Origin of the sequence: Nannocystis sp. RBIL2, from assembly GCF_026626745.1 — a bacterium.
GTDB lineage: Bacteria > Myxococcota_A > Polyangia > Nannocystales > Nannocystaceae > Nannocystis.
The window spans coordinates 72,016-94,502 of the sequence record NZ_JAPNJW010000001.1 but is presented as its reverse complement, the minus strand read 5'-3'; the positions used below and the strand labels follow the sequence as shown (position 1 = coordinate 94,502).

Here is a 22,487-nt window from a genome sequence, read left to right as displayed (position 1 = left end):
GCTCAGGAATGAGACGTCGGGGCGGGAGACCTGGTTCTCGTCGGAGTCGGCCTGCCGTTATCCTCTGGGCCGTTTCTGCAGGTTTAGCGACGAGCCAAGACGAAGGTCCAGTTCTCCTGGGCGTCGCACACGTCGGCGCGGGGTCCCTCGGCGGTGGCCTCGCTCCAGACGCAGTCGTCGGGGCAGGAGACCTGGTTCTCGTCGGGGTCGCAGACGAAGTTGTTGTTGCACTGCCAGGGCGGGTGCTCGGGCTCGCTTGCGCAGGCGGCGAGGGTCAACGCGAGAGTGTATGCATCGAGATGGAAGAGTTTACGACCCAGGTGGATGGGATCTGCTGATGCGTCCATGGTTGCCCGTGCAGAAGTGCATGAGTCAGAGGCGGGAATCGACGATTACCGCCTCGTAGCGAAGTCGATACCCTTTTAAGGGTCCTCGATGCAGTATAGGGGAAGAAGTACAGAGCAAATAATTGGACTCATCGAGTCCGTCCAGGCGGCGTCCTTGGCGAGGGTCGAGCCGTACAACCCTTGATTCATTTGGGATTCGCTCGACCATCCAACACAGTTGACGCCTCCAGCAGATGTTCCATTGGCGTTAGTATTGCTCCACGGGGGGCCGTCAATAGGAGATCCGGACTCTGTTTGGTCGATGGCATGGGAAAGTGTCCCGTCGGTGAGGTCGGGCCAGCCGTTCTCGGCGACCGGGGTGCCGTCAACGAGGATGTACATGCCCAGATAGCTCGTATCCATCCGCATCGCGGGCCAAAAGTCTCCAGTGGACACCCAGGCCTTGAAGGTCGAGGGATCGGCAAGGTCCTTATTCATGGCTGCGGCCATCTGGCACTTCTCGTCGATGTCGTCCATGAGGCCGAGAGCGCCCGTGAACTTGGTGCTGGTCACGAAGATGACGCGGCGGGGTTTGAGGCAATCGTTGTTGCAGGCGTCGGTGTCGACTTGGTTGCCGTCGTCGCACTCTTCATCGTCTTGGTGGACGATGCTGTCGCCGCAGGTGGCGGGTTGGCAGGCGTTGGTGCAGTCGTCGGTGTCGACGTCGTTGCCGTCGTCGCAGAGTTCCTCGCCGGCCCAGACATGGCCGTCGCCACAAGAGGCGATCTGGCAGGCGGCGCAGTCGTCGGTGTCGTCGTCGTTGGCGTCATCGCAGGTCTCGCCGGGGCCGACCTGGCCGTCGCCGCACTGGCTGAGTTCGCAGTCGGCGTTGCAGGTGTTTTGCGGGCCGTTGTTCTCGCCGTCGTCGCAGTCTTCTTTGCCGGTCCAGACGATGCCGTCGCCGCAGGTGGGGAGCTTGCAGGCGTTGGTACAGGCGTCGCCGTTGACGTCGTTGCCGTCGTCGCAGGGTTCGCCCTGTTCCTGGACGCCGTTGCCGCAGGTGGGCTGGGTGCAGTCCTGGGGGCAGGTGGTCATGGACTCGCCTTGGCCGCAGACCATGTCGCCGCAGACGCAGGAGTCGTCGTCGCAGGGGGGACAGTCGCGGACGCAGGCGAGCTCCTCGCCGGCCTGGCAGACGGAGTCGCCGCAGGTGTCGCTGCAGTCCTGGCTGCAGACGGCGGGGTTCTCGTGGAGGTCGCAGACGCTGTCGCCGCAGGTGCCGGGGTGGCAGTCGACCGGGCAACGGGTGGGGTCCTCGGCGGGGGCGCAGATGCCGTCGCCGCAGCCGGGGCCGGGGAAGTCGCGGGGGCAGGTGTCGAGGGTCTCGCCGTCGTCCTTCTGGCCGTTGCCGCAGGTCTCGCGGCAGGCGGAGACGAAGGTCCAGTTCTCCTGGGCGTCGCACACGTCGGCGCGGGGTCCCTCGGCGGTGGCCTCGCTCCAGACGCAGTCGTCGGGGCAGGAGACCTGGTTCTCGTCGGGGTCGCAGACGAAGTTCTTGTTGCACTGCCAGGGCGAGTGAGCGGGCTCGCTTGCACAGGTGGCGAGGGTCAGTGCGAGGATATGTGGCCCCAGATGTAAGAGTGTTCTATGGCTCAGGTAAGTGGGAGATGCGGAAGCGCTCATGGGTCCCCGTGCAGAAGTGCATGGAAGCATTGGAGTGGATTGAAGATGCTGCATTTGCAATAAACGTCGCTGCGCTATTGTTTATGGTCCTCGATGCAGTAAATGGGGGAAAAGCTAGAGCACGAATTGGGGTTCGGTGCGTCCGTCCAGGTCGCGTCGGTTGCAGTCGAGAGGCCGTGGTGGCCACTATTTCCTCCAGACTTGTTGGACCATCCCACACAGTAATGTTCATCACCTGCCAGGGTCCCATCGGCTTTCGTATTTGTCCAAGGGGTACCGTCGGCAAACATGCTCATCTCTGTTTTGTCGATGGCGTGCAAGAGTGTCCCATCCGTGAGGTCGGCCCATCCATTCTCGGCGATTGGGGTTCCGTCGGCGAGGACATACATGCCTATGAAGCTTGTATCCATTCGCATCGCCGGCCAGAATTCTTCTGTCGATAGCCAGGCCTTAAACGTCTGGTCGTGCGCGAGACCAGCGGTCATGGCGGCAGTTCTGCACTTCTCGTCGATGTCGTCGATGAGGCCTAGTTGACCCTGGTACATTGTGCTGGTGACGAAGATGACGCGGCGGGGTTTGAGGCAATCGTTGTTGCAGGCGTCGGTGTCGATCAGGTTGCCGTCGTCACACTCTTCGTCGTCCTGGTGGACGATGCTGTCGCCGCAGGTGGCGGGCTCGCAGGCGGTGGTGCAGTCGTCGGTGTCGACGTCGTTGCCGTCGTCGCAGAGTTCCTCGCCGGCCCAGACATGGCCGTCGCCACAAGAGGCGATCTGGCAGGCGGCGCAGTCGTCGGTGTCGTCGTCGTTGGCGTCATCGCAGGTCTCGCCGGGGCCGACCTGGCCGTCGCCGCACTGGCTGAGTTCGCAGTCGGCGTTGCAGGTGTTTTGCGGGCCGTTGTTCTCGCCGTCGTCGCAGTCTTCTTTGCCGGTCCAGACGATGCCGTCGCCGCAGGTGGGGAGCTTGCAGGCGTTGGTACAGGCGTCGCCGTTGACGTCGTTGCCGTCGTCGCAGGGTTCGCCCTGTTCCTGGACGCCGTTGCCGCAGGTGGGCTGGGTGCAGTCCTGGGGGCAGGTGGTCATGGACTCGCCTTGGCCGCAGACCATGTCGCCGCAGACGCAGGAGTCGTCGTCGCAGGGGGGACAGTCGCGGACGCAGGCGAGCTCCTCGCCGGCCTGGCAGACGGAGTCGCCGCAGGTGTCGCTGCAGTCCTGGCTGCAGACGGCGGGGTTCTCGTGGAGGTCGCAGACGCTGTCGCCGCAGGAACCGGGGTGGCAGTCGACCGGGCAACGGGCGGGGTCCTCGGCGGGGGCGCAGAGGCCGTCGCCGCAGCCGGGGCCGGGGAAGTCGCGGGGGCAGGTGTCGACGGTCTCGCCGTCGTCCTTCTGGCCGTTGCCGCAGGTCTCGCGGCAGGCGGAGACGAAGGTCCAGTTCTCCTGGGCGTCGCACACGTCGGCGCGCGGTCCCTCGGCGGTGGCCTCGCTCCAGACGCAGTCGTCGGGGCAGGAGACCTGGTTCTCGTCGGGGTCGCAGACGAAGTTGTTGTTGCACTGCCAGGGCGAGTGCTCGGGTTCGCTTGCGCAGGATAGGAGGGGCAGCGCGAGGAGGGAGGCGCTTAATCGCGGAAGTGCAGCGAGGTGTGGAGGCGCCGAATTGAGGGAGGGCTTCATGGATCCTCGATGCAGTAAATGGAACGTAGTCCGTCGCAACTGCTTGTATTCATTGCATCGGTCCAACTCGCGTCCTTCGCAATGGTCTTACCCGTGGCGCCGTTGACTCCTCCCCCAGACTCTGACCAGTTCAAGCAGTCTGGGGTGTCCCCCCGGGTTCCGTCTGCTTTCGTGTTCGACCAGGGGGCAGCGTCCACGGTTTCTCCTTTCTCCGTTTGTTCGATCGCGTGCGCAAGCATACCGTCGGTAAGGTCGGACCAGCCATCTTCGGCGATCGGGGTGCCGTCGACGAGGACGTACTTGCCCCCATAGCTCGTGTCCATTCGCATGGCCGGCCAAGTCGAAAATTTCGAGATCCAGGCCTTGAAGTTCATGGAATTTGCGCCGGAGATAGCCGTGGCAGCGGCCTTGCATTCATTGTCGATGTCGCTGATGGAACCGAGGTTGCCCGTAAACTTCTGGCTGGTGACGAAGAAGACGCGGCGGGGTTTGAGGCAGTCGTTGTTGCAGGCGTCGGTGTCGATCTGGTTGCCGTCGTCGCACTCTTCATCGTCTTCATGGACGATGCTGTCGCCGCAGGTGGCGAGTTCGCAGGCGTTGGTGCAGTCGTCGGTGTCGATGTCGTTGCCGTCGTCGCAGAGTTCCTCGCGGGCCCAGATGTGGCCGTCGCCGCAGGATGCCATCTGGCAGGCGGCGCAGTCGTCGGTGTCGTCGTCGTTGGCGTCGTCACAGGTTTCGCCGGGGCCGACCTGGCCGTCGCCGCACTGGCTGAGTTCGCAGTCGGCGTTGCAGGTGTTTTGCGGGCCGTTGTTCTCGCCGTCGTCGCAGTCTTCCTTGCCGGTCCAGACGATGCCGTCGCCGCAGGTGGGGAGCTTGCAGGCGTTGGTGCAGGCGTCGCCGTTGACGTCGTTGCCGTCGTCGCAGGGTTCGCCCTGTTCCTGGACGCCGTTGCCGCAGGTGGGCTGGGTGCAGTCCTGGGGGCAGGTGGTCATGGACTCGCCTTGGCCGCAGACCATGTCGCCGCAGACGCAGGAGTCGTCGTCGCAGGGGGGACAGTCGCGGACGCAGGCGAGCTCCTCGCCGGCCTGGCAGACGGAGTCGCCGCAGGTGTCGCTGCAGTCCTGGCTGCAGACGGCGGGGTTCTCGTGGATGTCGCAGACGCTGTCGCCGCAGGTGCCGGGGTGGCAGTCGACCGGGCAACGGGTGGGGTCCTCGGCGGGGGCGCAGATGCCGTCGCCGCAGCCGGGGCCGGGGAAGTCGCGGGGGCAGGTGTCGAGGGTCTCGCCGTCGTCCTTCTGGCCGTTGCCGCAGGTCTCGCGGCAGGCGGAGACGAAGGTCCAGTTCTCCTGGGCGTCGCATACGTCGGCGCGGGGTCCCTCGGCGGTGGCCTCGCTCCAGAGGCAGTCGTCGGGGCAGGAGACCTGGTTCTCGTCGGGGTCGCAGACGAAGTTCTTGTTGCACTGCCAGGGCGGGTGCTCGGGCTCGCTTGCGCAGGTGGCGAGGGGGAGCGCCAGGAGACAGGCGCGTCGTTGAGCGACGTTCACGAGGCTCCTGAAGAAAGCCCAACGGTCAGTGTGCTTCATGGATCCTCGATACAGTAAAGGTTGCGAAGGGCGTCGCACGGGGATTCCCCCATTGCGTGGGTCCATGACGCATCCGTCGCGTTGGTTCTCCCGAAGACTCCGAACACGTCCGGGGTATCATTCATCCAATTCTCGCAACGCACGGTGCCCGCGCTGGTCCCGTCTGCCTTCGTGTTCGACCACAGTGCAGCATTCACGGGCTCCCCCGTTTCCGTTTGATCGATCGGGTGCATGAGCAAGCCATCGGTGAGGTCGGGCCAGCCGTTTTCGGCGACCGGGGTGCCATCGATGAGGACGTACTTGCCCCCGTAGCTCGTATCCATCCTCATTGCGGGCCAAGTAGATGCTGTTGATATCCATGCCTTGAAGTCCGCCTTATTGACGCCGGGGATAGCGTTGGCGGCGGTCTGGCACTTGTCGTCGATTTGGTCGATGAGGCCGAGGTTGCCCGGGAACTTTGTGCTGGTGACGAAGATGATGCGGCGGGGTCTGAGGCAATCGTTGTTGCAGGCGTCGGTGTCGATTTGGTTGGCGTCGTCGCACTCCTCGTCGTCCTGGTGGACGATGCTGTCGCCGCAGGTGGCGGGCTCACAGGCGTTGGTGCAGTCGTCGGTGTCGATTGGGTTGCCGTCGTCGCAGAGCTCCTCGCCAGCCCAAGTGTGGCCGTCGCCGCAGGCGGCCATCTGGCAGGCGGCGCAGTCGTCGGTGTCGTCGTCGTTGGCGTCGTCGCAGGTCTCGCCGGGGCCGACCTGGCCGTCGCCGCACTGGCTGAGCTCGCAGTCGGCGTTGCAGGTGTTCAGCGGGCCGTTGTTCTCGCCGTCGTCGCACTCTTCCTTGCCGGTCCAGACGAAGCCGTCGCCGCAGGTGGCGAGCTTGCAGGCGTTGGTGCAGGCGTCGGCGTTGACGTCGTTGCCGTCGTCGCAGGGTTCGCCTTGTTCCTGGACGGCGTTGCCGCAGGTGGGCTGGGTGCAGTCCTGGGGGCAGGTGGTCATGGATTCGCCCTGGCCGCAGACCATGTCGCCGCAGACGCAGGAGTCGTCGTCGCAGGGGGGACAGTCGCGGACGCAGGCGAGCTCCTCGCCGGCCTGGCAGACGGAGTCGCCGCAGGTCTCGCTGCAGTCCTGGCTGCAGACGGCGGGGTTCTCGTGGATGGCGCAGACGCTGTCGCCGCAGCTGCCGGGGTGGCAGTCGGTGGGGCAACGGGTGGGGTCCTCGGCGGGGGCGCAGGTGCCGTCACCGCAGCCGGGGCCGGGGAAGTCGCGGGGGCAGGTGTCGAGGGTCTCGCCGTCGTCCTGCTGGCCGTTGCCGCAGGTCTCGCGGCAGGCGGAGACGAAGGTCCAGTTCTCCTGGGCGTCGCACACGTCGGCGCGGGGTCCCTCGGCGGTGGCCTCGCTCCAGACGCAGTCGTCGGGGCAGGCGACCTGGTTCTCGTCGGGGTCGCAGACGAAGTTCTTGTTGCACTGCCAGTGCGGATCGTCGGCCGCCGGAAACTCGCCGCGGAGGCAGCTCAGGCCGCCGAGGCCGAGCGAGAAAGCGAACAGGAAGTGCTTGCGCGCCATCGCCGGATCTTAGGCCACCGATCTGCGGCGATCAACGGCGCAGGCCGCCGAGCGAGCCCCCAACGCCAGTTGGGGGGGCCAACTGTAGTTGGGTGCTCGCCTTGGTCGGCAGTTTTCCGTAGACTCGCTGGCCATGGTCTGCGTCCTCGTGGCCGCTCTCCTGCTCCTGGCGCCTGCCGCTCCGACCCCCGCGTCGCCGGCGGCCGGTCCGAACGCGCCGACGAGCGCCGAAGCGCGTCCCTCCACGTCGCCGGCCGCCGGTCCGAACGCGCCGACGAGCGCCGAAGAGCGCCGTGCTCGCGCCCAGGCCGCGTTCGAGCACGGTCGCTTCGCCGAGGCGGCGCTCGAGTACGAGGCGCTCTGGCGCGAAGGACATGGCGCTTCGGACCTGTTCAATGCGGCAGCCTCGCGCTTCGCGCTCCGCCACTACGCGCACGCGGTGGCCCACCTCGAGTCGTTGTTGGCGCTGCCGACCTTGACGCCGGCGCAACGCGGCGAGGCGGCCAACCTCGAGAAGATCGCCCGCGGCAAGACGGTGGCGGTGACGCTGGTACTGCGGTCGGCCCGGCCGCTGACGGCGCCGCTCACGGTGACGTTCGGTACGGTGTCGGCGTTCGCGTCCGACTTGCGCCCCGACATCAGCAAGACGATCGGCCCCGGCGATCGGACGGCGCTGGCGCTCGATCCCGGCGCGTGGCGCGTCAGCGTGGATGACCCGCGGTTCGAGCCGCTCACGCTGGAGGTTCGCGTCGAGGCGTCGACCCCGACGGCGCCGCAGGTGCTCGAGCTCCGCGCGCGGCCCGACGCTCGGGCCCTGCGTCGCTTCGCGCTGGGTTGGGGAGCGGCGGGCGCGGTCGGGGTGGTGGTGGGCGCGGGCCTCGTCGGCGGCGGTCAAGGTCGGTGGTCGTCGCGGCTGGACACGCCGATCGATCAGTGCGTCTCCGGCAGCCCGGTGTATCCGATCGAGGCGTGCCGCGACGCGCTAGCCGGCGCGGGCAACCTGCGCACGGCGGGCGCTGGGGTCCTCGGCGCTGGTGCGGGAGCGGTGGTCGGCGGGCTGTTGGCGCTGGCCCCGACGCCGCGCGAGCGAAAGATCGGGTGGACGGTGTGTTTTGGCTCAGCTGGAATGGGACACGCCCCGGCCTGGTAGAAGGAGCCGGGGCAAGGACCGCCCATGAGCAAGAAGACACGTCGTCACCACACCCCTGACCAGAAAATCAACCTGCTGCGTCGACACCACCTCGAGAAGGTGCCGGTGTCGGAGGTCTGCGAGGGCGCCGAGCTGCAGCCGAGCGTCTTCTACGGCTGGCAGCGCCACCTGTTCGAGCACGGCGCGGCGGCCTTCGGGGAATCTCGCAAGCGCGTCGAGACCAGCCGGGAGCAGGAGCTGCTCGCGGAGAACGAGCGGCTAAGGGCCCGTCTGGCCCGCAAGGACGAGGTGATCGCCGAGGTGACCGAGGAGCTCGTCCGCACAAAAAAATCTGTTGGGGAGCCCTGACGGACCGCTGGGTTCCCCACGACGAGCGCGACCAGGTCGTCGACTTCGTGCATCGGCTGTCCGAAAAGACAGAGGTGCCGCTCGTGAAGTTTGTGGGGTGGCTGGGCATCGCCCGCGCCAAGTTCTACGAGTGGCGCCGGCGATACGGCAAGCTCAACGAGCACAACGGCAAGACCCCGCGCGACCACTGGATCGAGCCGTGGGAGCGCCAGGCGATTGTCGACTACTTCGATGCGCACCCGCTCGAGGGCTACCGCCGGCTGACCTTCATGATGCTCGACGACGACGTCGTCGCCGTCAGCCCTGCGACCGCCTACCGCGTCCTGCGGGCGGCCGGTCGCCTCGATCGTCATCGACCGAAGCCGAGCAAGAAGGGCACCGGCTTCGTCCAGCCCCTCGGCCCGCACGTGCACTGGCACATCGACATCGCCGTCATCACCATCGCCCGCGTCTACTACTACCTGTGCTCCGTCCTCGACGGCTACAGCCGATACGTCGTGCACTGGGAGTTCCTCGATCGCATGACCGAGGCCGACGTCGAGCTCATCCTCCAGCGTGCCCTCGAGGCCCACCCTGGCGCTCACCCGCGGGTCATCTCCGATAACGGCTCGCAGTTCATCGCCGGCGACTTCCGCCGCTTCATCGACCTCGCCGGCCTGACCCACGTCCGGACCTCGGTGAACTACCCGCAGGCCAACGGCAAGATCGAGCGGTATCACCGGACCCTCGACAAGAACACCATCCACGCCGTCACGCCCGACGGCGCCCACGCCACCATCGCCACCCGCATCGACCACTACAACAACCACCGCCTTCACAGCGCGATCGGCTACGTCAGCCCGCGCGACAAACTCCTCGGACGCGAGACCGAGATCTGGGCCGGCCGCGATCGCAAGCTAGAGGCAGCCCGAGAGCTCCGACGCAAGCGCCGAGAATTGGACCACCTCGGCACCGCCGCGTAACTTCTCTCGACCCTCCACTTCACCCTCAGCGTCTCCGTTCGTCAACCCACCCTCTGTCCCGTTCACGCTGAGCCAATACAAGCACCTGGACCGGCAGGAAGCGGACGGCGTCGCCCCAGCTGCTGCCGCGGCGAGCGAACAACTCGCGCAGGTCGGGCAGGACCTCCTTGCAGGCGACGCACCAGGGGGCCCACAGGCTGAGCACGTGCACGGCTCGCGGTGACAGCACCTCGGCGGCGCCGAGCCGCACCGTGCCTGCGGGGGCGCCGTTGCGCACACGTTCGAGCCGCAGGCGCATGAGGGGGGCGACGTCGACGCCGGCGGCCACGTAGGTGCCAGAGCCGAGCGCAGCACTCGGGGGCGGCGGGGCCACCTCCACCTCGACGCGCGGCGCCGAAGACGTCGACGACTGCGACGGGCGACACGAGGCGGCGCGCTCACGCAGCTCGTCCAGCGCCGCGATCTGCGCGGCGAGACGCCAGGTGAGCACCAACGTCAGGCCGGACAGCACTGCGACCGAGGCCAGGAGCGCGAAGGCAGCCCAGATCCACGCGCGGGGAGCCTCGGGCTCGGGCGGGGGCAGGGGCGTGGTCTTCACGGCGCGCGCTCCGGATCGCGGACCGTCGCTCCGAGCGAGCGGCATGGTCCGGGGGACCGGTGCGAAACATCGGGAAAAGAAGCGAGCGCGTGTCCTCGCCCGATGCGAGCGACCTGCTCGCTCGATCCTGTACGGAAGGCTCGTATCGTTCCGATGACCGCCCACCTGCGAGCGCCCGGTGCTCGTAGCGGGCGCGAATGTCCCGTGCTTTCGATCGGGCCGATCGGACCGGGGTAAAGCGCCAGGTTTGGCCGATCGCCCTGAACACTCGCTTTTCTCTGGCTCTTCGCACATGTGTGAAGAGCCAGGTGCAACCTCATCGCCGCGCTCACGGCGCTGGCTCCTCGCAGCAGGCGCAGGCTGCTTGCGCTTGGGACATGTCCCTTTGCACCTGTAGGAAGTGCCAGATGGCGGCGGCTGCCGCGGCCACCGCGACGGTCGTGGCCAGGGTGCCGGCGAGCAGCAGGCGTCGGGCGGTGGTGGGTTTCACCGCGTCTCCTTGGTGCCGGCGCAGGGGACGGGGATCACCAGGACCACGCGGTTGACGTCGCGCTGGAGCGTGCGGCTCTCCTTGGGCTCCTGGCCGGCGCGGACGGCTGCGAACCCGGCGGCGAGGCGCTCGCTCTCGGCGCGGCTGACGGCGATAGGCGTCTGGGTGCCGGCGTAATTGTCCACGAACTGCTTGAGCGCGACGGGCCGATCGCTCGGGGCGCCCCAGCCGATCAGCATCGGGCCCTGGCCGCGCTCGCTCGGCTTGTCGCGGCCGAGCGCCTGGTCGATGAGCCGCTCGACCGCGTTGATCCGCCGCAGGGCCAGCGCGTGATCGTCGGCGGGCTTGCCGTCGGGGCTCGAGCGGCCGATGACGAACAGTATCTTGGCCTCGCGCAGGGCCTTGGCGTGGCGCGCGAGCTCGCCGACGATGTAGGGGCGCGCGGCCTGAGCGGGCCAGGGCTGGCGCGCGAGGGGCTCGTTCGTGGGGAAGTAGACGGCGAGCCGGTCGGGGAAGGCGCCCAGCAGCGCGTTCATCTGGTCGTCGTCGGCGAGCAGGGCCCGCCACTCGTCGGCGCTGCAGCCCTCGCCGCCCTCGACGCGGTCCTGCACGCTGGTGCGCCGCTTCAGGCAGGCTTGCGTCAGCTGCGAGACGGCCGCCTCGACCGCAGGATCGCCGCAGGTCGGCGCCGGGGCCTCGGGCTCGTTGCTCGGGCGGCAACGCAGGTCGGCGCCGCAGCGCAGGCCGACGTCGCACGGGCAGTCGCGGCACTGCTCGCCGCGCTGCGCGACCTGGGGCTCCTCGTGCGGCGTGCACTCGCCGTGGACGCACCACTGATCGTCGGGACACTGCTCCTCGTCGGGGCGGCGTGGGTCGCATTGGTGGACGTCGCTGGCCTCGACGGCCGTGGTCGGCAGCGAGACCACGGCCCAGGCCACGAACAACACCATCGCCCAGACGCCGGCCGTCAGGGCGATCAAGGTCACGGTGATCCGATCGATCGCCATCAGTCCATCACTTCGCGCCGGGGGTCTCGACGAGCTTGAGGATCTTGCCCGCGCTGGTGGCCGGCATGGCCTGGTCGAGGTGCAGCTCGCCATCGACGATCGGCACCACGAACGCCTGCGGCACGCCGACCCGGCCGCCGCGGGCCTTCACCCACGCCAGCAGGTAGCGCTGCTGGGCCGCCAGCGCCGCCGAGGCCTCCTCGCCGTCGACGCAGGTGCGCAGCTTGCCGCCGGGGCCGAGCACGTCGGCCACCTCGGCGAGCGCCTGCTCGACCTTGTCGGTGGTGAATCGCGGCGCCTCGGTGTCCTGCAGGTCGAACAGCGCGGCCAGGGCGTCGAGGCCGCGGCCGGGGGCCAGGCGCTCGGCGCACAGGGCCGCCAGCGCGCCGAGGCAGGCGTTGTTGCTGCGCGCCTCGCCGTGGGTCTGCGGCTTGCCGTCGCCGTCGACGAACTCGTGCGACGGCAAGTAGCGCTCGTCGCAGTTGGCCCGCGGGAACATGTAGACCCACAGCTCGGCCCCGTGCGCGCGCAGGCGCGGCAGCGACTGCTGCAGGTAATGGAGCTCGCGGCGGCACAGCGGGCAGGTCGGGTCGACGAACAGCATCACCGCGGTGCGCGGGGCGTCGACGGTGGCCGCGAGAGTGACGGGCGGCGGATCGGGCGGCGGCGGCGGGCAGGTCACCGAGCGCGCGGCGAGCTGATAGGCGAGGGCGGTCCCGCCGGTGGCGAGCGCCCAGATCAGCACGGCCCGCGCGGCGCCGACTCGCGCCTGTCCTTCGGGGCAGGTCGGCGCTGCGCCGCGGACCAGCAGGGCGCCGACGCACGCGACGGTCAAGGTGGCGTACAGCGCCACGCAGAACGGGCACATGTGCGCGAACTGGGTGAAGGCGTAGAGCCCGAGGGCGAGCGACACCGCGACCCCGAGCGCGCCGAGGCCCAGCAGCGCGGCCGCGGCGACCTCGGCCAGCGGCCCGCGCCGGCGCAGCAGCGCGGCCGCCAGGAACATGGTCGTCACGACATGTCCGATCGACCATACGCCGAGCGGGAGCCCGAGCAGCTGCGACCAGCCGCTGGCCAGCGCCTCGGCGCAGGCCGGGCCGTCGTCGCCGCCGGGGCAGCCGCTGGCGTCGCACAGGTGGTCGGCGCCGAACTTGAGCCGCACCAGCCAGACGCTGACGGCCAGGCCGACCAGCCCGGACGCGAGCGTCAACCACGCGCCGACGCGGATCCGCGACGGGGGCTGGGACGGGGTGGCGATCGTCGGCGCGGTCACTTGCCTCCCACGGGCAGCAGGTCGTCGGCCGCGTCGGCCGCGGGCTGCGTCTTCTTGGTGGTGCTCTTGCCCGTGGGCGCGGGCTTCGGCGGGAGCTTCGGCGTGTCCTTGGCGCGGAACGAGTACGTCAGCTCGCCGCCGCCGTCGCTGGCCGAAAACTTCACGTCGTCGAGCTGCTCGGCGATGCACTCGCGGAACGAGGACGGGTTCGCCTGAACGCCCGCGACTGCGCCGTCGGGGGCCACGAGCAGGGTGAAGCGCAGGCGGTCGGCGCCGGGCCGGGCGCACACGCGCAGGTCGGTCAGCCGTTGCTCGAGCTCAGCTTCGACCTTGCTGGCCGAGAACGGTCGCGCGGACTGGGGGCTGGGCGGCGGCGGCGTGGGGACGGGCGCTGCTTGGGGCGCGGGCGTGGGGGCGGTGACGGGGGGCGTCGCGGCGTCGACCGGCGCCTCGACGCGTGCCACCTCGACGGGCACAGGCGCGGGCTCGACGGGCACAGTGCGGGCCTTGGCGGCCGAAGCGGAGGCCATGCGGGCCGGCTCGGCGTGGGCCGTCGCCTCGCGCACGAGCAGCTGGTGCGTCGGCGTCGGCCGCACGTCGACGAGTGCTACTCGCCCCGAGCCGCCGCGCCCGGGCTTGCCCTCGGGCGCCAGCGACCACGCGCCGCCGAACAGCGCCGCAGCGGTGGCCGCCGCGATCGCGGCCTCGCGCCGCCAGCTCGCGCCGGTCGTCGACCCCTGCACCACGGTCGCCTCGCGGGCCGCCGAGCCGCTCGGCGGCACCGCGCGCGGCTCCTCCAGCGCCAGCCGCAGCGCCGCGGTGACCTCCTCGACCGATCGGAACCGCCGCGACGGGTCGCGCTCGAACGCCTGCATCACCGCGGCCTCGATGGTCACCGGCACCTGGCCGCGCACGTGGTCGTGCAGCGGCCGCGGCGACTCGTGCATCTGCGCGTAGGTCATGTCGCCGGCGCTGCCGGGCAGCCACGGCAGGCGCCCGGTCATGAGCTTGTAGATCGTCACGCCGAGGCCGTACACGTCGGTCGCCGGCGAGGCCCGCGACTCGCCGGCGAGCAGCTCGGGCGCGACGTAGCCGGGCGTGCCGAGCACCAGGCCGAGGCCGGTCTGCTCGCCGCTGGCGTCGAGGTCCTTGGCGATGCCGAAGTCGATCAGCTTGACGAAGTCGTCGCCGCCGTCGCCGCCCTCGACGAGGAAGCAGTTCGACGGCTTGACGTCGCGGTGGATGATGTTGCGGGCGTGCGCGGCCGCCAGCGCCTCGCACAGCTGGACCCCGATCGCCGCCGCGCGCCGCCACGGCAGCGGGCCCTCGCGCGTGAGCACCTGGTCGAGGTCGCGGCCGCGCAGGAACTCCATCACGAAGTAGATCTCGTTCTCCGGCGTCGTGCCGACCAGGAACGCCCGCGGCACGTGGCGACTCTCGATCTCCGCCATCGTCCGCGCCTCGCGTTGACAGCGTCGACCCATGTCGGGGTCGGCCGTGAAGCGTCGGTCGAGGAACTTGACCGCGTACTCCATGCCGGACTGGCGGTCGACCGCGCGGTACACCGCCGCCATGCCGCCCTTGCCCAGGCGATCCATGATCCGGTAGCGGTCGGCGAGGAGGATGCCCACGCGTGTGTCGGCCCTGGGCGGCGGATGCAGCGTCGAGGTCACGTGCGCCTCGGCCTGCTCCGCCTCGCCGAGCTCCTCCTCGGTGAACTTCACGACGCGAGGCTAGCCCCGGCGCCGCCGTCGGTAAAGTGGCCCGACCGGCCGCGCGGCGAGCTCCGCCGCCGGTCCGCGAGCGTCCCGCGCTGGCCGGATCTGCGGCTGATTGGCCGTCGGGCAGGCTCTGGCGGGCGTGGCGAGGTCGGACGAGGTGACTGTCTGTGAGATGCCAGGACCACCCGACGTGCGTCGTCCCAAGTCGCTCGCGGCGGCGCCCCGACCCGCGCGTCATCGCGCGACCGCCGCGAAAACCGCCCGGATCGGCGGCCGGTCGAGGGTTCTAGGATTGATCGGACATGTCGGATCGTACATGACCCAAAGGACCGCTGGCTCGTCGCGCAGCGCCGGGCTCGGCCGTTGTCCGGCGAAACGGCCGCGTAATCGCTGTTCTGCCGCATCTGTCCGGCATCCACGCTGCCCGCGCGAGCAGACGAGCCGGGGAGTCTGCGGCCAAAAAACCCGGCTCCGCGCGAGCCGGCCTCGGGGCCGGAGGGCGGCTGGGCGGCGCCGCGTCGCGCAATTTTTCTCGCGGCGCCGAAACATCCTAGGATCTACGCAATGCTCCGCGCGGTCCTCCTCTCCACCTTGCTGCTCGCCGCCTGCGGCGACGACTCCATCGCCACCACCGACGACGGCTCCGGCAGCAGCGGCAACAGCTCGACCACCACGACGACCGGGCCGACGCCGACGACCGGCGACGAGACGACGACGACGACGACGTCGACGGGCAGCGATTCGGACGCCAGCAGCAGCGCGGGCGACACCACGACGACCGGCACGACCACCACGACGACGACGAGCACCACCGACACGACCACGCAGGGCATCGACACGAGCTCGTCGAGCTCCACGACGACCACCACCGGCACGACCGCCGACGAGACGACGACCACGACGACCACGGGCGAGACGACGACGACGACCACGGGCGAGACGACCGACACCACCGGCGACACCGGCGAGGTCGTCGGGCCGCCGGTCCCTGCGGGCCTGTGCACCATGGGCCAGCTGACGAGCTTCGTCGAGCCGATGGCGCAGGCCGAGGAGCTGCACATCATCGGCGTGTACCAGGCGTCCGGGAACGCCCTCACGGTCGAGGTCACCCGCGTCGACGTGCCGCTGACCCTGGTGCTGTCGTCCTACGAGCCGGTCGCGTTCACGCTGAACCTCGCGCCCGGAGTGCTGCTCGAGCACGTGATCCTCAACGGTTACAACGCGCACACGGTGCAGGGCCAGGGCGCGGCGACCGTGACCGACGTGTCCGGCCAGTTCAACTTCTACGCCGCCTGCGCCTATGAATGGCCGGAGGACGACGGCGGCTGTAACACGCCGGGGCTGGTCGCGGGCGCAGAGGCTGCGACCGGACTGAGCCTCACCACGTTCGCGGCTTGTTACGAGGGCAGCAGCTTCTCGCTCGATTGACGCGCCCGCATCGCCCGCCTGAGCCTCGCCTCGCGGGTTATTACGAGTGCAGCAGCGCCTCGCTCGATCGGTGCGTCCGAGTCGCCCGCTCGCCGGGCGGTGCTTGCGCGCACGCGCTGCGCGGCCGCGCGGACCGGCCCGCTGGCGGCCTTCTCGTGTCCCGGTCGCGGCGAAATCAGGCGAGTGCCCGGCACAGCCCGGTTGCCGCGGCGACGCGATGACGCATGCCTGGCCGCGAACCGAACGACGCGAGAGACGACATCATGACTGAGAAGACGACCGCGACCTTGACGACCTACCTGACTGACATGCACGCGCTGGTGAATCACGGCCTGCGGGCGATCGATCGCCAGGCGCGCATGCTGACCGGCACGAGCCACCTGCAGGCGCTCGGCGCGGTGCAGGAGTTCCAGCGCACGCTCGAGGGCCACCTCAAGCTGCTCGACGCACGTACCGAGGCGCTCGGCGGCAAGGTCACGCAGCCGTTCAAGGACGCAGTCACCACGGTCACCGGCTTCCTCGCCGGCCTCACCAGCCGCCTGCGCCCGCTCAGCGCCTGCAAGGCGATCCGCGACGACTACACCTTCCTGTCGCTCGTGGCAGTCAGCTACCTGATGCTGTTCACCACGGCGAACGGCCTCGGCGACCGCGACACCGCGATGCTGGCCGAGCAGGGCTACCGCGACGCGGCCCGCCTGGTGATGCACATCGACCGGATCTTGCCGAGCCTGGTGGCCCAGGAGCTGCGCGAAGACAACCTGCCGGTCGCCGACCTCGAGCGTCAAAGCCGGACGATGCTGGCCCGCGCGTGGAAGCGCGAGGAGAGCGAGCTCGGCCTCGAGACCAACGCGACGGCCTGAGTAAATTCCGGTGCGATGGACTGCCCGCATTCGCCGGACCGGCGGGTGCGGGCATTGGTGCGTGCGCCACCGCAGCGACTGCGGTGAATCACGGGCGCGCGCTCACGGATGGGTTTGTGAATGGGGGCAGTTGCGATCATGCTAGGACGGTGCGCTTGGGTCTCTGCTGCACCTTCCTCGCGGAGCCGATCAAGTTCCGCCACGCCACCGCGCGGGTCGTCGGCGCCAAGCCGCGTGCGGCCCAGCGGCTGTACCTCGGCGAGATCGCGCTCGCCAACGCCGACGCGCTGGCCGCGGCCGTGACGTGGTGCGCGGAGCGGGGGATCGGCGCGTTCCGGATCTCCTCGCAGTTGTTCCCGCTCGCCACCCACCCCGAGGTCGGCTACGCCCTCGAGGAGCTGCCGACCTGGAGCGGCGTCGAGCGGCGGCTGACGGCAGCGCGGGAGCTGGCGCGGGCCAAGGACGTGCGGCTGAGCTTTCACCCCGACCAGTTCGTGGTCCCCGGTTCGGCCTCGCCGGCGGTGGTCGAGAGCTCGCTCGCCGAGCTCGAGCACCACGGGCGGATGGCCGAGCTCGTCGGCGCCGAACAGGTCACGTTGCACGGCGGCGGCGCGCAGCCCGACAAGGCGACCGCGCTCGCGCGGCTCGAGCGCGGGCTCGATCGCCTGTCGCCGCGGGGGCGCGAGCGGATCGTCCTCGAGAACGACGACCGCGTGTTCACCGTCGACGACCTCCTGCCGGTGTGCGCCCGCGCCGGCCTGCCGCTCGTCCACGACGTCCATCACCACCGCTGCTTGCCCGGCAAGATCCCCGTGGAGGAGGCGATCGAGCTGGCGGCCGCGACGTGGGGCGCGCGCGAACCGTGGGCCCACATCTCGAGCCCGAAGGGCGGCTGGGCCAGCAAGCAGCCGCACATCCACGACGACTACGTGCGCCCGGCCGACGTGCCGCAGGCGTGGCTGGGCCGCCGGATCACCGTGGACGTCGAGGCCAAGGCCAAGGAGCAGGCGGTGCTGCGCCTGGCTCGGTGGGTCGCGGCGCAGGCGAAGCCCCGAGCGGCGTGAGCCGCGGCGCCGGGTGGTGCATCCGAGAATTGCTCGAAAAGACATGTCTTGACGTACATGTCTATCGAGACAGATGAGTCGAGGTGGGCTCGCGGGCAGGTCCGTCGGCTGGCCGGTCGCGGTCGGCGGGCGCCCGCGCTACTCTCGCGTTCCATGCCCTTGCTCAGCAAGCACCCCGGCCTCGAGGGTGTCCTCCGCCTCAACCGGCTCGACGGCTCCGGGCTCTACTATGGGCGGCGGGGGCGGATCGGGCCTGTCGATGCCGCGCGGCTGGAGGCCTTCTTGCACGCCTGGCACTTGCACGACCGCCACCTGCGCATGGGCGTGATCCCGCTGATGACGCCCCACGCCTTCGACGACGACCGGCCGCATACCGTCGACGCGCTGCTCGGCGACCGCCTGGCGGACTTCGGCGTCGACGACGACTTCGTCATCCCGGGCACGCCCGGCAGCGTGGTCGGCGACTTCATCGCGGGCAAGCAGGCGGCGATGAAGCCGCGCGACCGCGAGGCGCTCCTGAACTGCGCCGCGGCGCACGGGGTCGCGCTCGGCGACCTGGCGGACGGGTCGTGGACGGCGATGCTGTACCGTGGCCCGACCTTCGGATTTCGCGGGCAGACACCGCAGAGCGTGGAGCTGCGGGTCGGCCTCGGCATGCGCCCGCGCGACGCCGAAGACCTGCCGCTGCCGGGCGGCATGACGCAGTGGAAGAACCACAAGTACGTGGTCGTCGCGCGCACTCTGGCCGAGGTCCGCAGCCCCGCGGTGACCACCGTGGTCGAGCCCGACAAGCTGCACGAGGGCCTCCGCGTGGCCCGCTCGGACATCGACGCCCTCGCGCGCGCTCCGGCGTGGCAGCGGATGATGACCCGCGCCGGCTGGACCGAGGCCGACCTCGGGGTCCAGCTTTACGTGCGTCTCGCCTGAGCGCGACGCGAATCAGCGTGTCGTACGATATGTCCCGAAGGACATGGTCGTCATTCGCCGGCCGCGAGGACGCGGACCTCGCCGAGGTACATGTAGCCGGCCTTGCGCACGCGCACGTAGCGGTAGGGCGTGCGGTCGTCCCAGCGGGCCTGCCAGATCGCGCGGTGGGGCACCGGCGTGGCGCCGAGGCGGGCGAGCACCACCGCGTCGCTCGCGTCGGGCTGGTTGGCGCCGACGATCTCGAGCTCGGCGCGGGTGCTGGGCTGGTCGAGCTCCCAGCGCGTCACCACTTCCGCGCCGGCCAGCGCGTGCGGCTGCTGCAGGTCGACTTGCCACCACGGCGAGGGGTCCTCGTCGCCGCCCTTGGGCGACCAGCCGGTGCGGCCGTCGCCGTCGTTGCCGTGGGCCTCGGGGTGGCCGGGGTCGTAGATCGAAGAGGCAGTCGCGGGCAGGCCGCGGGCGACGTCGTCGGGGTGCATCGCCCGGTGCTCGGGCGACAGGCCGGCGGCCGCGACGATCGCCAGCGCCTCGGGCGGCAGGGTCGCGCCGAACACCACGTTATCGGCGATCGTGTTCGACGGGTGCGGCGGGTCGGGCTGGACGAACGGATTGTCGAGCTCGCTGTAATTGCCGGTGATGACATTGTTCGTCGCGTCGGTGGCGTAGGTCGTGCACAACAGCCAGTAGTCGACCTTCTCGACCACGTTGCCGGTCACCGCGTAATGCTGGGTGCCGTTGTCGAGGTAGAGCGCGCCGTACGGGTGACCCTGGTTGTGGACGTAGTTGCCCTGGGTGGTCGAGCCCATCTGCGCGCCCAGGGTGTAGATGCCGCCGCCGTCCTCGAGCACCCGCAGGTGATAGGCGACGCGGTTGCCCTCGATGTGATTGTCGAGCGACGACGCCGGCGTGGGGTAGTCGACGTCGACCGCGCCCCAGCCCCAGCCGACCGAGATCCCGGTGTACGGCAGCTCGAACAGGTCGTTGTGCTCGATCCGCGTGCCCTCGGTGTAGCCGGCCCAGATCGCCACGGTGCTCGGGTACTCGACGCCGGTGCGGGTGATGAAGTTGTCGCGGATCGTGTTGTCGGCGACGATCGTGGCCGGGTCCTCGGGGTGGTGGTGCCACGGCTGGGTGACGTCGCCGAGCTGGATCGCGCCGGCCGAGATGTCGTCGAAGCGGTTGCCGACGACCAGGTTGTCGTGGGCGCCGAGCTCGAAGGACAGCGCGCCGGCGCCGAGGTGGGTGAAGGTGCAGCCGGCGATCGTGACGTGGTCGGCGGCCTCGAAGCGGACCGCGGCCGGGGTCTTCTCGCTGGCCCAGGTGCCGCCGCCGACCAGGCGGATGCCGGCCTGCAGCTCGACGTAGCCCTGGGCGCCGCTCGGGGCCCGCCAGGTCGAGTGGGCGAAGGTCAGGCCCTCGAAGCGGACGTGGCGCAGCGGGGCGTCGGTCGTACCTGCCCCATGGAGCAGGGTCTCGAGGACAGGCAGCACCGCGGGCGCGGCCTGCAGGTCGACGCCGGCGCGCGGGATGTGATCGACGGTCTTGGCGTTGCGGTCGAGGTAGAACTCGCCGGGCTCGTCGAGCAGCTCGCGGGCGTTCTCGAACCACTGCGGCAGGGCCATGCTGAAGTCGCCGTTCATGTCCTGATGCAGCTGGGCGTCGGTCCAGCACGGGCTCTGCACGGTGACCTCGGCGCCGGCGACCGCGGCGAGCGGGCAGCGGAAGCTCTTCCAGAACCGGTGGCCGACGACCTCGATCGCGGTGATGTCGGCCCACGCGGCCATGCTTGCGTCCGGGGCAGTGTAGCCGGTGGCGGTCTCGACGAAGCCGGCGGGGGCTTCGGGGCCGCGGGCGCGGATTGCCCGTTCGCCGTCGACCCATAGCTGGCGGCTGTCCGAAGGGACAGGTGCCCGGTAGACGTCGTGCTCGGGGTCGACGAGGCGCCACGGGCCGACGCTCACGCCGCCGCTCAAGATCGGGGTCTCGCCCGGGAAGGCCCGCCAGACGATGTCGTGGCCGCCGCTGCCGGAGTCGGCCGCGGCGTGGACCCACGGCGTGGTCAGCGAGTAGGTGCCGCCGCGCAGGTAGACGCGGATCTCGCCGGTCATGACCTTGTTGAAGATCCGGACCACCGCCTGGGCGTCGGTCAGAGAGCACGGAGCGGCGTATGTGCATTCGCTGCCGGTGGCGTCGGGCGCGGCGTAGAGGACTGCGTCGGGACAGCTGCCGGGGCCGTCGCAGGCGAGGCAGCCGCTGGCAGGATCGCAGACGCTGCCGACCTCGCAGCCGCCGCAGGCGTCGATGGGCTCGCCAGTGTCGCCGGTGAGCCCGGTGGTCGCGCCCGTGCCGGTCGGCGGGTTCGTCGAATCGTCCGTCGTGGTCGTGGGCGACTCCCCGGCGGTGGCAGTCGTGCCGCTCGTGGCCTCGCCGGAGGTGGTGACGGGGCCGTCGGTGGGGCGGCCCGGAGCGTCGTTGCAGGCGGCGAGCAGCGCGACCACGCAGAACAGCGTGACGGGACGCGCGGGGCGGACGTGGGGCCTGGATTCGCCGGGAGAGCAGACCAGCGCGGGGCGCATGACGAGGCACGCTACACGAAGTCACGCCGGCGCTGCAGCGGGCACGAAGGCGCGGATCGGCGCTCTCGGCCGCGGCCACGCGCGGGCGACGACGAGCGGTTTTTTTTTCGAATCGGCGATCCGCGGGAGGCGACGCGGCCCCGCGGCCGGCTGTCTCGACTGCAAATGCCGGCGTGAATGCGCCGACTCGCACCGCTCGGGCTGATAGTCTCGCGCCATGACTTCACGCCGCTTCGTCTTCGCGTCCATGGTGATCGTGCTGTCGTCCGCCTGTGGGGGCGATCCGGGGGACAGCAGCGGCTCGACCGCTTCGGGCGGCGCGACGGAGACGACGACGACGTCCACGGGCATGACGACGACGTCGAGCGCGACCGATGCGGAGACCGATGCGACCACGGTGGCGCCGACGAGCACGAGCACGACGACGTCGACGACCGGGCCCGGGACGACCGAGGCGCCGACGAGCACGTCGACCACGACCACCGGCGAGCCGTTCCTCTGCGAGGTCGACATGGAGGGGTGCTGCGACGTGGCGCTCGAGGTCGAGGCCGACACGTTCTTCTCCGACGCGTTCGACGGCATTGAACCGGGGTGCCCGCTGCTGGACTTTCCGCCGCCCGAGTTCACCGATCTGGAGTGCCGGCACTTCAGCTTCGGCGCGACGCCGCAGCTGCAGCTGTTCAAGGACGACGGGACCATCTCCGCGGCGGTCGCGGGGCAGAGCGTGCTGGTGCTCCGGTTCCCGAGCGCGGACGGGGCGCTGCTTTTGGACGGTGAGCCGATCCCGAACGAATTGATCCTGGCGGCCCACCTCGAGCTGGCGGCCGAGGTCGACTGGACCCTGTTCAATGACTTGCAATTCGCCGTGCACGGCATCGACGCGGACGCGACCTGGCTCGAAGGCCAGGAAGAGGCGACAGGGTGCGTCGACGGCCTGGCGTCGTTCGCCTGCCGCGAGTGCGGCGCCACGGTCGGCGAGGCGTGCGCGAGCGAGTGGCAGGAGGCGCCGGGGATGTCGCCGCCGCTCGGGCTCGTCGACGGGCTGGCGGACGGGGGCCAGGGCCTGATGCCGATCGACCTCGCGCCGCTCGGCGCACCGAGTGCTTGGGTGCCGACGATCGCCGGCGGGCTCGTCGTCGCTCCGAGCTCGGCGGACTTCATGGGCCAGGCGTACGACGAGTACGTGCCGTTCCCAGGCGTGCGGGTGCACGCGCGCGAGTCGTTCACGCCGCCACGGCTGCGGTTGCGGCTGTGCCAGCCGTGAG

General features: G+C 70.0%; 20 protein-coding genes. 8 read left to right on the top strand and 12 right to left on the bottom strand.

The features are described from left to right. Window positions 1-83: 83 nt before the first annotated feature. The 5 genes from OV090_RS00380 to OV090_RS00360 form a co-directional block, all read right to left on the bottom strand. Entirely contained in the window at window positions 84-278 is a 195-nt protein-coding gene (locus OV090_RS00380) for a hypothetical protein (protein WP_267701431.1), read from the bottom strand. 144 nt (window positions 279-422) lie between these two features. Then, the gene (locus tag OV090_RS00375; RefSeq protein WP_267701430.1) at window positions 423-2,009 is read right to left on the bottom strand and encodes a DUF4215 domain-containing protein; all 1,587 of its coding nucleotides are present in this window, start codon (window positions 2,007-2,009) and stop codon (window positions 423-425) included. A gap of 74 nt (window positions 2,010-2,083) precedes the next feature. Then, the gene (locus OV090_RS00370) at window positions 2,084-3,676 is read right to left on the bottom strand and encodes a hypothetical protein (RefSeq protein WP_267701429.1); all 1,593 of its coding nucleotides are present in this window, start codon (window positions 3,674-3,676) and stop codon (window positions 2,084-2,086) included. After that, window positions 3,673-5,259: a DUF4215 domain-containing protein gene (locus tag OV090_RS00365; RefSeq protein ID WP_267701428.1), complete on the bottom strand. Its 1,587-nt coding sequence runs from the start codon at window positions 5,257-5,259 to the stop codon at window positions 3,673-3,675. The genes OV090_RS00370 and OV090_RS00365 overlap by 4 nt, the downstream gene beginning before the upstream one ends. After that, window positions 5,256-6,818 (bottom strand): DUF4215 domain-containing protein, encoded by a 1,563-nt coding sequence (locus tag OV090_RS00360; protein WP_267701427.1) that lies wholly within the window; start codon window positions 6,816-6,818, stop codon window positions 5,256-5,258. The genes OV090_RS00365 and OV090_RS00360 overlap by 4 nt, the downstream gene beginning before the upstream one ends. 133 nt (window positions 6,819-6,951) lie before the next feature. On the opposite strand from OV090_RS00360, the gene OV090_RS00355 reads away from it, so the two are divergent. The 3 genes from OV090_RS00355 (at window position 6,952) to OV090_RS00345 (ending at window position 9,278) form a co-directional block, all read left to right on the top strand. Next, complete coding sequence (locus tag OV090_RS00355; protein ID WP_267701426.1) at window positions 6,952-7,968, top strand: hypothetical protein; 1,017 nt, start codon at window positions 6,952-6,954, stop codon at window positions 7,966-7,968. A 24-nt stretch (window positions 7,969-7,992) separates the two neighbouring features. Next, window positions 7,993-8,316, top strand: coding sequence for a transposase (locus tag OV090_RS00350; protein ID WP_267701425.1), 324 nt, complete (start codon window positions 7,993-7,995; stop codon window positions 8,314-8,316). Between the two features lie 83 nt (window positions 8,317-8,399). Beyond that, window positions 8,400-9,278, top strand: coding sequence for a DDE-type integrase/transposase/recombinase (locus OV090_RS00345; protein ID WP_267701424.1), 879 nt, complete (start codon window positions 8,400-8,402; stop codon window positions 9,276-9,278). Window positions 9,279-9,303: 25 nt separating this feature from the next. On the opposite strand, the gene OV090_RS00340 is transcribed toward OV090_RS00345, so the two are convergent. The 5 genes from OV090_RS00340 to OV090_RS00320 all read right to left on the bottom strand — a co-directional run bounded on the left by OV090_RS00340 (window position 9,304) and on the right by OV090_RS00320 (window position 14,370). Beyond that, window positions 9,304-9,876: a hypothetical protein gene (locus OV090_RS00340; protein ID WP_267701423.1), complete on the bottom strand. Its 573-nt coding sequence runs from the start codon at window positions 9,874-9,876 to the stop codon at window positions 9,304-9,306. A 328-nt stretch (window positions 9,877-10,204) separates the two neighbouring features. Continuing rightward, window positions 10,205-10,366 carry a hypothetical protein gene (locus OV090_RS00335; protein ID WP_267701422.1) on the bottom strand — a complete coding sequence of 54 codons (162 nt, stop codon included), beginning with the start codon at window positions 10,364-10,366 and terminating at the stop codon, window positions 10,205-10,207. Then, complete coding sequence (locus OV090_RS00330; RefSeq protein ID WP_267701421.1) at window positions 10,363-11,373, bottom strand: hypothetical protein; 1,011 nt, start codon at window positions 11,371-11,373, stop codon at window positions 10,363-10,365. Before OV090_RS00330 ends, OV090_RS00335 begins: the two co-directional genes overlap by 4 nt. A gap of 7 nt (window positions 11,374-11,380) precedes the next feature. Beyond that, window positions 11,381-12,646, bottom strand: coding sequence for a vitamin K epoxide reductase family protein (locus OV090_RS00325; protein ID WP_267701420.1), 1,266 nt, complete (start codon window positions 12,644-12,646; stop codon window positions 11,381-11,383). After that, the gene (locus OV090_RS00320; RefSeq protein WP_267701419.1) at window positions 12,643-14,370 is read right to left on the bottom strand and encodes a serine/threonine-protein kinase; all 1,728 of its coding nucleotides are present in this window, start codon (window positions 14,368-14,370) and stop codon (window positions 12,643-12,645) included. Before OV090_RS00320 ends, OV090_RS00325 begins: the two co-directional genes overlap by 4 nt. Window positions 14,371-14,931: 561 nt before the next feature. On the opposite strand from OV090_RS00320, the gene OV090_RS00315 reads away from it, so the two are divergent. The 4 genes from OV090_RS00315 to OV090_RS00300 all read left to right on the top strand — a co-directional run bounded on the left by OV090_RS00315 (window position 14,932) and on the right by OV090_RS00300 (window position 18,646). Further along, window positions 14,932-15,795, top strand: coding sequence for a hypothetical protein (locus tag OV090_RS00315; protein WP_267701418.1), 864 nt, complete (start codon window positions 14,932-14,934; stop codon window positions 15,793-15,795). A 263-nt stretch (window positions 15,796-16,058) separates the two neighbouring features. Next, a complete protein-coding gene (locus OV090_RS00310) occupies window positions 16,059-16,655 on the top strand; it encodes a hypothetical protein (RefSeq protein WP_267701417.1) in 597 nt (198 codons plus the stop codon). Between the two features lie 149 nt (window positions 16,656-16,804). Further along, on the top strand, window positions 16,805-17,719 hold the full coding sequence (gene uvsE / locus OV090_RS00305; protein WP_267701416.1) for a UV DNA damage repair endonuclease UvsE: 915 nt from the start codon (window positions 16,805-16,807) through the stop codon (window positions 17,717-17,719). 153 nt (window positions 17,720-17,872) lie between these two features. Beyond that, window positions 17,873-18,646, top strand: coding sequence for a hypothetical protein (locus OV090_RS00300; RefSeq protein WP_267701415.1), 774 nt, complete (start codon window positions 17,873-17,875; stop codon window positions 18,644-18,646). A 50-nt stretch (window positions 18,647-18,696) separates the two neighbouring features. Here OV090_RS00300 and OV090_RS00295 read toward each other — a convergent pair whose 3' ends face one another. Together OV090_RS00295 and OV090_RS00290 are read right to left on the bottom strand one after the other, a co-directional pair. After that, window positions 18,697-21,222 carry a right-handed parallel beta-helix repeat-containing protein gene (locus OV090_RS00295; protein WP_267701414.1) on the bottom strand — a complete coding sequence of 842 codons (2,526 nt, stop codon included), beginning with the start codon at window positions 21,220-21,222 and terminating at the stop codon, window positions 18,697-18,699. Between the two features lie 21 nt (window positions 21,223-21,243). Then, a complete protein-coding gene (locus OV090_RS00290) occupies window positions 21,244-21,642 on the bottom strand; it encodes a hypothetical protein (protein ID WP_267701413.1) in 399 nt (132 codons plus the stop codon). Between OV090_RS00290 and OV090_RS00285 the strand changes: the two genes are divergently transcribed. Continuing rightward, the gene (locus tag OV090_RS00285) at window positions 21,620-22,486 is read left to right on the top strand and encodes a hypothetical protein (RefSeq protein WP_267701412.1); all 867 of its coding nucleotides are present in this window, start codon (window positions 21,620-21,622) and stop codon (window positions 22,484-22,486) included. The two genes, OV090_RS00290 and OV090_RS00285, sit on opposite strands and share 23 nt — an antisense overlap. The last annotated feature ends 1 nt before the right edge of the window (window position 22,487 follow it).

What these genes read in the sequence shown, in the direction of transcription:
- OV090_RS00370 (WP_267701429.1), bottom strand. Translation starts at nt 3,676, where the DNA reads ATGAAGCCCTCCCTCAATTCGGCGCCTCCACACCTCGCTGCACTTCCG.
- OV090_RS00375 (WP_267701430.1), bottom strand. Translation starts at nt 2,009, where the DNA reads ATGAGCGCTTCCGCATCTCCCACTTACCTGAGCCATAGAACACTCTTA.
- OV090_RS00350 (WP_267701425.1), top strand. Translation starts at nt 7,993, where the DNA reads ATGAGCAAGAAGACACGTCGTCACCACACCCCTGACCAGAAAATCAAC.
- OV090_RS00310 (WP_267701417.1), top strand. Translation starts at nt 16,059, where the DNA reads ATGACTGAGAAGACGACCGCGACCTTGACGACCTACCTGACTGACATG.
- OV090_RS00360 (WP_267701427.1), bottom strand. Translation starts at nt 6,818, where the DNA reads ATGGCGCGCAAGCACTTCCTGTTCGCTTTCTCGCTCGGCCTCGGCGGC.
- OV090_RS00330 (WP_267701421.1), bottom strand. Translation starts at nt 11,373, where the DNA reads ATGGCGATCGATCGGATCACCGTGACCTTGATCGCCCTGACGGCCGGC.
- OV090_RS00355 (WP_267701426.1), top strand. Translation starts at nt 6,952, where the DNA reads ATGGTCTGCGTCCTCGTGGCCGCTCTCCTGCTCCTGGCGCCTGCCGCT.
- OV090_RS00300 (WP_267701415.1), top strand. Translation starts at nt 17,873, where the DNA reads ATGCCCTTGCTCAGCAAGCACCCCGGCCTCGAGGGTGTCCTCCGCCTC.
- OV090_RS00365 (WP_267701428.1), bottom strand. Translation starts at nt 5,259, where the DNA reads ATGAAGCACACTGACCGTTGGGCTTTCTTCAGGAGCCTCGTGAACGTC.
- OV090_RS00315 (WP_267701418.1), top strand. Translation starts at nt 14,932, where the DNA reads ATGCTCCGCGCGGTCCTCCTCTCCACCTTGCTGCTCGCCGCCTGCGGC.
- OV090_RS00295 (WP_267701414.1), bottom strand. Translation starts at nt 21,222, where the DNA reads ATGCGCCCCGCGCTGGTCTGCTCTCCCGGCGAATCCAGGCCCCACGTC.